General features: G+C 60.1%; 9 protein-coding genes. 3 read left to right on the forward strand and 6 right to left on the reverse strand.

Annotation, left to right across the window (positions count from 1 at the left end; translation table 11 throughout):
- A partial coding sequence (locus ABJK70_RS15280) for a helix-turn-helix domain-containing protein (RefSeq protein WP_347258386.1) occupies positions 1-240 on the forward strand: 240 nt, incomplete at its 5' end.
- Between the two features lie 111 nt (positions 241-351).
- Here the strand turns inward: ABJK70_RS15280 and ABJK70_RS15285 are convergent.
- Positions 352-756: a hypothetical protein gene (locus ABJK70_RS15285; protein ID WP_077731910.1), complete on the reverse strand. Its 405-nt coding sequence runs from the start codon at positions 754-756 to the stop codon at positions 352-354.
- 255 nt (positions 757-1011) lie between these two features.
- Positions 1012-2814 (reverse strand): lipid A export permease/ATP-binding protein MsbA, encoded by a 1803-nt coding sequence (gene msbA, locus ABJK70_RS15290; protein ID WP_086134869.1) that lies wholly within the window; start codon positions 2812-2814, stop codon positions 1012-1014.
- 99 nt (positions 2815-2913) lie between these two features.
- Between msbA and ABJK70_RS15295 the strand changes: the two genes are divergently transcribed.
- Together ABJK70_RS15295 and ABJK70_RS15300 are read left to right on the forward strand one after the other, a co-directional pair.
- On the forward strand, positions 2914-4230 hold the full coding sequence (locus ABJK70_RS15295) for an O-antigen ligase family protein (RefSeq protein ID WP_086134858.1): 1317 nt from the start codon (positions 2914-2916) through the stop codon (positions 4228-4230).
- On the forward strand, positions 4223-5302 hold the full coding sequence (locus tag ABJK70_RS15300) for a glycosyltransferase family 4 protein (protein WP_086134870.1): 1080 nt from the start codon (positions 4223-4225) through the stop codon (positions 5300-5302). Before ABJK70_RS15295 ends, ABJK70_RS15300 begins: the two co-directional genes overlap by 8 nt.
- Before the next feature lie 78 nt (positions 5303-5380).
- On the opposite strand, the gene ABJK70_RS15305 is transcribed toward ABJK70_RS15300, so the two are convergent.
- The 4 genes from ABJK70_RS15305 to ABJK70_RS15320 all read right to left on the reverse strand — a co-directional run.
- Positions 5381-6478, reverse strand: coding sequence for a glycosyltransferase (locus tag ABJK70_RS15305; protein ID WP_347258387.1), 1098 nt, complete (start codon positions 6476-6478; stop codon positions 5381-5383).
- Complete coding sequence (locus tag ABJK70_RS15310; protein ID WP_086134860.1) at positions 6475-7533, reverse strand: glycosyltransferase family 9 protein; 1059 nt, start codon at positions 7531-7533, stop codon at positions 6475-6477. Before ABJK70_RS15310 ends, ABJK70_RS15305 begins: the two co-directional genes overlap by 4 nt.
- 5 nt (positions 7534-7538) lie before the next feature.
- The gene (locus ABJK70_RS15315; protein ID WP_347258388.1) at positions 7539-8621 is read right to left on the reverse strand and encodes a glycosyltransferase; all 1083 of its coding nucleotides are present in this window, start codon (positions 8619-8621) and stop codon (positions 7539-7541) included.
- 1 nt (position 8622) lies between these two features.
- On the reverse strand, positions 8623-9294 hold a 672-nt coding region (locus tag ABJK70_RS15320; RefSeq protein WP_347258389.1), incomplete at its 5' end, for a sulfotransferase family 2 domain-containing protein.

Below are 9294 nucleotides of genomic sequence, written 5' to 3' on the forward strand. Positions count from 1 at the left end.
CGCTCCCTGGATGACCGTTTGCGATTGGAGATGATCGAAACGGCTTTTCCGACTGCGTCGGAGGAGAACCCCGTGAGGGAACACGGTCTGTCGCTGGAAAGCTATATGGACGAGATCGAAAAGCAGGCGATCATCAAGGCTCTCGAAAAAAACCGTTGGAACCGGACCGCGGCGGCGAAGCAGTTGGGCATCACGTTCCGCGCACTGCGCTATAAGTTGAAAAAGCTGGGACTGGACTGAGCAAATGCGGAAAACCGGTGAGGATGGACGGCCGAGATACACAACGGAGGCGAGTCAGCCGTCGCCCTGAACTAAAAAAATCTAAAGGGCTTACTCCATCGCCCAACGCCGTCAAGCCCGATATTTATCCAGAGTCTTGAGCTTATCCAGAGCGTCCTTGATCTTCCCGGCAACCGCGTCGTTCAGCTCCGTAGGCTTATAGACTCGATCCAGCAATCCTTCCGCGACCAGGGCCTCTTTGACCCATTTCTTGGCGAAACGATAATTTGTCGGCACTGGAGAGACTTCGCCCGTAGCCGGATTGCGCAACTGTCCGCCGCGCTCGGTTTGCGCGGCCTCTTCCTCGGCGGGCGCGGCCGTTTCGGCGACAGCAGGCGCGCCGGCGGCTTCCTCGGCTTTCGTTTCGGGCGCCGCTACCGGGGTTGGCGTGCTATCCGCGCGAGACACGGTCTTGAATACCTCGTAGATCACAAATACGACGAAGATCACCGTCAGACCGACCAGCAATTGCATCATGATCTTTCTCCTCCTCTTCTTGTAGTTTCTATCGACTCGCCAGCCGCCGCCTGAAGTTCCGAGCGTCACCGCGGTTGCGTGCGAGCCGACACACCATAGGCCGAAACGAATAAAACCGCAATATCTCTCTTGACTTTAGTCAACAATTTGCGCAAGAAATCCCCGAAACTCGCATTTTTTGTAAACGCCGATTTTGCCGCTAGCCGGTTCGTCCCGAACTTCTCGAAGGGCCTCGAGGGCTTGCCGGGACAGCTTCTAAGGCATCGCGTGAACGTGGGGGACAGGCCTGAGCGCCTTGTGCTCGAACTGCAAGCGATGAAGCTCCGCGTAATAGGATTGTCCGCGCAGCAATTGTTCGTGAGTGCCGCTTTCGATGATACGACCGTCCCGCATGACATAGATCCGGTCCGCATTCTGGATGGTGGACAGACGATGAGCGATGACCAAGGTGGTCCGGCCTTTCATCAATACCTCCAGCGCCTCCTGGACGTGCCGCTCGGACTCCGCATCCAGCGCGGAAGTCGCTTCATCGAGTATCAGGATGGGAGCATTCTTGAGGACGGCGCGCGCGATGGCGATACGCTGCCGTTGTCCGCCCGAGAGCACGATACCTTGCTGGCCGACGACGGTGTCGAAGCCTTGCGGCAGGTTTTCTATGAATTCCAGCGCATGGGCGGTCCTCGCCGCCTGCCGAATCTCCTCGAAACTCACCGACTCCCGGCAACCGTAAGCGATATTGCTGGCAACGCTGTCGTTGAACAAGGTAACTTCCTGCCCCACGTAAGCAATATGCCGGCGCAGACTCTCCAGGGTGAACTCCCGTATGTCCCGCCCGTCGAGGCGGATTTCGCCTTGAGTGGGCTCGTAAAGGCGAGGCAGCAAGCGTATCAGCGAGGTTTTGCCGCTGCCCGACTGTCCGACCAACGCAATGGTTTCGCCCGGCTTTACCGTCAACTCGATATTCTTCAGCGCGTAATCTCCGTCATCGTGATACGCAAGACCGACTTTCCGGAATTCGATATGTCCCTTTACCGCGTCGAGTTCTCGCGTACCGGTATCGTGTTCGCGCTCCTTGTCCAATAGCTCGAAGATGCTGTCCCCGGCGGCGATCCCCTTCTGCATGATGTTGAGGACCTGGGTGGCACGTTTGATCGGGCTCAGCATCATGGCCATCGCCGCAATGAAGGCGATCAGACTGCCGGGCGTGATGGTGTGGCGCACCGAGTCCAGGGAGACCACGTACAAAATCGCCGCGAACCCGCTGACATAGATGAGCTGTATGAGCGAGCCGCTAACCGCGTCGGTGACGATCAGCTTCATTTGCCGCCGCTGGTTGCGTTCGTTTTCCTTGGCGAACTTTTCGGTTTCGTAGCCTTTCCCGTTGAACACCTTGACGATGCGCTGCGCATCGATCACTTCCTGCGCCACGTGGCCGACATTGCCCATGGACTCCTGAATACGCATGCTGATCTTGCGAAAACGCTTGCTGACCAGGCGAATGCTGATGCCGAGCACCGGGCCGACCACCATGAAGACCAGGGACAACAAGGCATTTTCGTAAACCATCAACAAAGTGAGACCGACGATGGTCAATCCGTCCTTGAACACCGCGACCACGCCCTTGGTCAAGGAATTCGCCACCTGCTCGGTGTTGTACAGCAGTTTGGCGAGCAACTGCCCCGACGAGGCGTGATCGTAATAGGCACAGGGAAGATTCAATAGCTGATCGAACAAATCCCGGCGGAGATCGGCGATCACCCGCCGTCCGACCCATCCGGAACAGTAATCCCCGGCGAACCCGGCGATACCACGGGCGATCGACAAACCCAGCAATATGAAAGGCGCTTGACGCAGAATCTCGGGGTCATTCTCGATGAAACTGCCGTCGATGAGCGGCTGAATCAGCTTGGCGAAAGCGGGTCCCAGCGAGGCATAGGCAATCATGGCCACTATTGAAGCCAGGAACATCTTCCAGTAGGGCAAAGCGTATTTGAGCAGCCGCCGATAGATGATCATTCCATCGGTGAGTGGCTTTCGGTCGGAGTGTTTTTCGCTCATGAGGTCGTGCAGGCTTAATAAAAGGCCGTCCTGATTTCTCAAGCGGCCTGTTCGACTTTGCTAAAATCGTGGTTTTTTCACACGGATAGAAATCATCCAATGGTCGCTGGAGTCATCGCTCCCCCGGTCCAGTATGCCAATTATACCGGCGTCACGGCTGCCTTGGCTTTCGCCTTTTTTGCCTGGCTGAGTCCGGCCGGCACCAATATCGCGTTAGCCGCGTTTTCGCTGGCATTTCTGTTGAATCCGTCGGCATGGCCGGTGTTTCGCCGCGATCCGATGTTCGGACTGTTTGCCGCTTTCGCGATTTATGTGGCCATCGGGGCTTATTTCGCGATCGACGAATTTCCCGAAACGCGCAAACTTCAGATCCGAGACGCCTCGAATTGGCTCAAATTGTTCGCCTTTCTGCCGCTGGCCTGGTGGCTGCGCGGCGACCTGCGGCGCATCCACTGGACGCTGATCCTGGCCACCGGGGGGCTCCTGATCGGCATGCTTTGGAAAGCCGATTGGTCGAACTTGTATCACATGACCGTCGCCGAAAGAACCGGATTCAAACTCCGAATCATCTTCAGCGGTCTGGTGTCGGCATCGGCAATTCTGGGACTCTTGATCTATACCCCGCGAATCTGGAGCACCCGCACGAGTCCCCTGAATGACCTATTTCGCCTCGCCTGTTGGCTGGCCGCCCTATATCTGTCCAGTTTCATGCTGATTTCTTCCAAATCCCGCGGCGCCTGGCTTGCCGCACTCATAGCCGTTCCCAGCGCATTGGGTATCCATTATTTTTGGAAGACAAAAAGAACCGACCTTCAGCTCGGAAAGTCGGTTCCTTTCATGCTCCTCGCGCTGGGCGTGGTTGTGGGTCTGTTTGCCCTGAACCACGGCGAGATCCGGACCCGGATCGATCAGGAAAACGCGGTCGTTTCGTCGATTTTGCAGGGAGAAAACCAGCACTTGCCGCGCACGTCGATCGGCTATCGCCACGATATTCAGAAATTCGGATTGCAAAAATATTTGGAGCGGCCCTGGTTCGGCTGGGGCCCCGGCTCTACCGAGCATCTCGTCGAAATCAGCGGTCAACCCGAGCTGATCCATCCACAGGCGAAAGGAGCGGACTGGATGGACCACTTTCATAACACTTATCTGGAAATCCTGGTCCGCTTCGGCCTTTTGGGCGCACTGGTCTTGGCCGCAACGGTTCTTCTGGTGATGGCCAACGTATGGCGCAGCTATAAGACCGGGATTCTGCCGAAAGACCATTTCGCGTTTCTGGCCGGCTGCTTCATTCTCTTGGCCGTGTGGAGCCTGTTCGACTTCCGCATTCTGCACGGCGACTGCCGGGCCTATTGGATTTTACTGGCCGGGATCGCCTATAGCTTTGCCTGGCATCCCGATGCGGCCCGCCATGACTAGGCTACCCGTCGTTTATCTGGGCCGAAGCCGCCTGCAACGAAATCGCGCCAATCTGATCCAGACCCTGCAGATGATGGAGGCATTCCGCCAAGCGGGCGTCGACGCTACGCTGTATTTGCCGCCGTGGCCGGGTTCGCTGGACCTGGAAAGCCGGCTGCGCGATTTCGGCATCGAATCGTCCTTGGACATCCGTTCCAGCTGGCTGCTGAATCGGCGCTGGAACGCCCGCCCGTTCGTTCGGCTTTATGGCAGGCGACTTCGGAAGGCTCTTGGCGTTTACACCCGCTCCGTGCAAATCAGCGCCACATTGGCCGCTGCCGGAATACCGCATCAACTGGAAATCCACGAGGCGGAGCGCGAACTGATCGGCAAAGGGTATTTGGCCGGCATCGTGAAGCATCATCGGCAGGGACTCATCGGATGGCTCGTCCCCATCAGCCATGCCGCGGCAGACGTATTGATCCGGGCCGGGGCCGTCGCGGAGCGCGTGCTGGTCAGTCCGAGCGGGACCAAACTTTCCGCATTCGACCGGATTCCGGCCTTCGATCCCGACCGTCTCTCCGCCCCTCGCATCGTGTACCTCGGGCGCCTCAGCCGCGACCGAGGCCTCGACGTCTTCCAGGAAATCGCTGCAACGGAAATCGCCGACGTCACCTTGGTGGGCGAACAGGAAGATACGGTCCAAGCCTCGGGCAAGCTGCACGTCGTGCCTTTCGTGCCGCACCGGGACGTGCCGACCTGGTGGGAGCGCTCCGATTTGGTCCTGCTGCCCTACCAGCGAAGCCTTCCCCATGCCGATTCGATCAGCCCCATCAAGCTGTTCGAGGCGATGGCGGCGGGACGTCCGATCATCGTGAGCGATCTGCCCGCGATTCGGGAAATCGTCGATCACGAGAAAACCGCTCTGTTGGTCGAGCCGGCGGACACCGGAGGATGGATCGCGGCGATCAGGCGGCTGCAAAACGATCCGCAACTCGCCTGCCGTCTCGCGCAAGCGGCGAAGCAAAAGGCCCGAGAGTACAGCTGGGAGAAGCGCGCCGAGCGGATTGCCAAAGCGTGTGGCTGGATCTGACGACTTGACTGGCGCGTTTTCACTGCGGACGAAGGCGTCGGCAAAGGATTGCCGACCTACGCCAAATCGGAAAATCCTCTAGCCGCGTTCAGCAACCGTTTCCGTAACCTGCCGGTAAATCCGGTAATTGCCCTCCACCATGGCTTCGACCGAGAACCGTTCGAGAACCAAACGCCGCCCGGCCTGGCCCAGTTCACGGCGCCGCGTCGGATCGTCCAGCAGTTCGACGATAGCGGAAGCCAATGAAGCGCTGTCGCCGGGCTCGATCAGGCGGCCGTTGATGCCGTCCTTCACGATTTCGGGAATGCCGCCGGCCCGCGTCGCCACGATCGGAACCCCAGAGGCCGCAGCCTCAAGCAACGAGACGCCGAGCCCCTCCATCCAGGCGGGATGGACCACCAGATCGAGACAAGGTATGACCCGCGCCATATCGGTTCGATAGCCGGCGAAAATTACGGTGTCATCGAGTCCGCGGGCACGAGCCGATGTCCGAAGTTCGGCCTCCACGGGGCCCTGCCCGAACAGCAAAACCCGCGTTTGGGGGTGACGAGCCAGGACCACGGGCAAGGCGTCGAATAACACCTCATGCCCCTTGCGGCCGATCAGCTGGGCGATCATGCCGATCGCCGTCTCGCCCTCCGCGAGGCCGAATTCCGAGCGAAACCAAGCCTTATCGCATTCCGGACGGTAGCGCTCGGTGTCGACCGCGCTCGGAACGCAGACCACCCGCTCGGCCGGCACGCCAGCTTCGATGAGCACCTCGCGTATGCCTTCCGATATGGTGACGATGGTCTCGAACAGCGGAAACTTGATGCGGGTGTCGACCCAGCGCGGCGGATTGTCCACTCGCCGGCTATGGATCATCGGAATGTTTTCCAGCCGTCCGGCCAAAGCGGCGAGAAGATCGCCGCGGCGGCTGTGGATGTGCAGCACGTCCGGTTTTTCGTTTCGAATCAGCCGCCGCAGCCGGCCGATAAAGCCGAGATCCGAGTCGCCCCGGAACGGAAGCGGTCGAATCTCGACGGCGGGATTTTGGATAGCCCCGACGATCTCGGCGCCCTCGCTGCATACCAGCACATGCTCTCCTGGAAACCGGCTCAGGCCATTGAGAAGGTAGGCCACCTGCCGGGCACCGCCGTATAGGTGCCGCCCCATTTCCACGTGCAGCACTTTCATGATCTTTTTTCCAGAAGCTCGATGGCAGCGCCGAACACCTTGTCCACGGTATGGAGACGCATGCAATCGAACGTCCCTCCGCAGGTCGGACGACGGCGGCAGGGCGAACATTCGAAGCGCTCGTAAAGCACTCTCGCCGTGGCCCGGCCCGTGTCCAAATAGGGCCGGGTGGAACCGAAGATCGCCACGGTCGGAGCGCCCAGAGCGATGCCGAGATGAGTCAATCCGGTATCGACGCCGATCGACAGCCTCGCTTTCTCGATGATCGCCGCGCACTGTCCCAGGCTCGTCCGGCCGGCCAAATTAATGAGGCCCGGCGTCTGCCTGGCGATGATTTCGGCACGCGCCTTGTCCGCCGGACCGCCCAGCATAACGACGGCGAGCCGGCGTTCGCCGGCCAGGCGGACCGACAGCTCCGCCCAGCGTTCGTCGAACCAATGCTTTTGAGGACGGGTAGTGAACGGGCAGATGACGGCATATGCTCCGGTCACGCCTGCCGATTCCAGCAGTTCTCTTGCCCCTTTTCGATCGTCTTCCGAAACGGCGATATCGAGTTCAAAAGTATCGGTCTGGCCGGTCAAGGTCTCGGCGAGCATCCTGTATTCCTTGCCGATGCGGAGATCATCCACGCGCCGGTCGATGACCTCCGTCATCAGAAACTGGCTGCCCTCGCGCGAACCGAGGCCGATGCGCCGCCGTCCGCCCGAAAGCCAAGCCCAGACGCCGCTCTTGAGCAAACCCTGGAGATCGATCACCCAGTCGAAGCGTTCGACTCGAAGCGATCGGATCAAATCGAAAGCTTCCCTGGCGAACGCACGGTAGCGGCGCTCCCGGCGCAACTGCCGCCAACGGCCCCTCGGCCACAAATAAACCTGGTCCAGATGCGGGTTATGGCGCAGGAGATCGGCGTTGGCGGATTCCGTCAGCCAGGCGATGCGGGCGTTCGGATACGCCTTGCGCAGCGCAGGAATCAGTCCCGAAGCCATGATGACATCGCCGATGGCGCTGAGCCGGATGATCAGGATGCGTTGCGGCGGAGAATCGATTTCCGGCATCAGTGTCAGTCGCCTCTGTCCGCCATGAGTCGCTGATAAAGCTCGAGGTACGCGCCGACCACCGCCTCGCGGCTGTACCGGCTTTGCAGAAATGCATGACCGGCTTCGCCGAGCATGTTTCTTTCGGTATCGGAAAGCGCGAGCGCCGCCCGGATTTGCGCCGCCAGTTCCGAGGGGTCGCCGCACGGCGCCAGGAGACCGGTTCTCCCCTCGTCGATCAGCTCCAGAGCGCCGTCGGTCGCCGTGCTGACCACCGGCAGGCGGTAATTCCAGGCTTCCAGGATGACGTTGCCCAAGGGCTCGTGGCGCGAGGGGCAGACGAACAGATCGGCGAAGGCGTAGAACGGGTCGGGTTGTTGCCAGCCCAACCAGCGGACGCGAGGGGTTAATCCGAGGCTATCGCTCAGCGTCTTCAGCCGATCGACCGCGGGGCCGTTGCCGGCAACGAGCAGGATCAGCGGGCGTCCGTTCGATTCGGCCGGAAGTTCGGCAAAGGCATGCAGCAAATCGTCGAAGCCCTTCTTGTCGATCAGGCGCCCCAAGGCGAATAACACGAGCGCGTCGCTTGGGATATTGTGTTTGTCGCGGAGCTCTTCGAGGTGTTGGCTCGAAAAAACGAAGGGCTCCGGTACGAAATTGCCGATGTGGAACACCCGTTCCGCGGGAAGACCGGACTTGACCAAATAGTCGGAGATGCCTCGCGTATTACCCACCCAGGCATGGGCGTGGCGATAATAGCCGTCGATCTTGTAGAAACCGCCCAGGCGGGCGATATGCATGGCCTTCGCCTTGGCAGGCAAACGGGTCAGGCGCGTCGCGCGCCCCATGTAGGTCTGGACGATGCACGGCTGTCGCCGGGCCACCAACTCGCGAATCCGCCAGACCGACCAGAGATCCCATTGATTGGCGAGCGGCAGGTGTACCTGCTCGATGGCGCTAGTCTTCAGGGCTTCTGCCACCGGACTGCCGGACCGGTTGACGGCGATCACCCGCTGCCCGGCTTCGTGCAGCGCGCCCAGCAAGCGCACGTAGAACTGGTCCGCACCGCCGAACTGTCGGCTGCCGAGAATATGCAGCGACGGATACATCTCAGCCGGTCAGATTGGAGGCCAGCGGCTCGTCGAACCGATAGCCGAACCGCTCGATGTCGGGCCGGTAATGATCCGCCACGAGTTGGGCCGTCACGTCGTTATAGTAATCCCGATAGTCCTTCCGGCGGTCGGTCGCCTTGCGGCTGTGGGGCAGTTTCGGGGTCTTGATGCCGATCCGCTTGCAGGCCGTTTCGAAGTCCTCGGCCAGGAATTCGTAGCGTCCGAGAAAATCGACGACGGTGTTGCCGTGCAAATCGATCACATAGTCGCTTTGCAGCTCCGTCGACATGTCGGCGTGATACTGCGGCGGGCGGGCCGGATCGAGCTTCCAGCGGAGAAACGCCTCGAAGCTGTCGATGTGGGTAATCAGCTGCGGCCGCTCGCGGCGGATGTGATGATAGGAACTCACCTGCAAATCCCAAGGGTTACGCACGAAGGCGAACTTGAACAAGCTCTCGAAGACCTCTCGCGGGAGCATTTCCTTGGCGGCGATGATCTTGGCGTGGCGCGGGAACTTGGCTCCGATCTTATGGCCGGTCATCCCGCTCAGCTTGCTGCAGAGAAACTGCGGAATCCGGTACGGATCGGTCCACTTTTGCCGCCAAAGCGAGTCGCGAATGCTGGTGCCGCCGGTTTTGGCGATGTGGACGAACAGGAAGTTGTATTTGAG

It is taken from the genome of Methylocaldum sp. (assembly GCF_039794385.1).
GTDB lineage: Bacteria > Pseudomonadota > Gammaproteobacteria > Methylococcales > Methylococcaceae > Methylocaldum.

What these genes read in the sequence shown, in the direction of transcription:
- ABJK70_RS15300 (WP_086134870.1), top strand. Translation starts at nt 4,223, where the DNA reads ATGACTAGGCTACCCGTCGTTTATCTGGGCCGAAGCCGCCTGCAACGA.
- ABJK70_RS15315 (WP_347258388.1), bottom strand. Translation starts at nt 8,621, where the DNA reads ATGTATCCGTCGCTGCATATTCTCGGCAGCCGACAGTTCGGCGGTGCG.
- ABJK70_RS15305 (WP_347258387.1), bottom strand. Translation starts at nt 6,478, where the DNA reads ATGAAAGTGCTGCACGTGGAAATGGGGCGGCACCTATACGGCGGTGCC.
- msbA (WP_086134869.1), bottom strand. Translation starts at nt 2,814, where the DNA reads ATGAGCGAAAAACACTCCGACCGAAAGCCACTCACCGATGGAATGATC.
- ABJK70_RS15285 (WP_077731910.1), bottom strand. Translation starts at nt 756, where the DNA reads ATGATGCAATTGCTGGTCGGTCTGACGGTGATCTTCGTCGTATTTGTG.
- ABJK70_RS15295 (WP_086134858.1), top strand. Translation starts at nt 2,914, where the DNA reads ATGGTCGCTGGAGTCATCGCTCCCCCGGTCCAGTATGCCAATTATACC.
- ABJK70_RS15310 (WP_086134860.1), bottom strand. Translation starts at nt 7,533, where the DNA reads ATGCCGGAAATCGATTCTCCGCCGCAACGCATCCTGATCATCCGGCTC.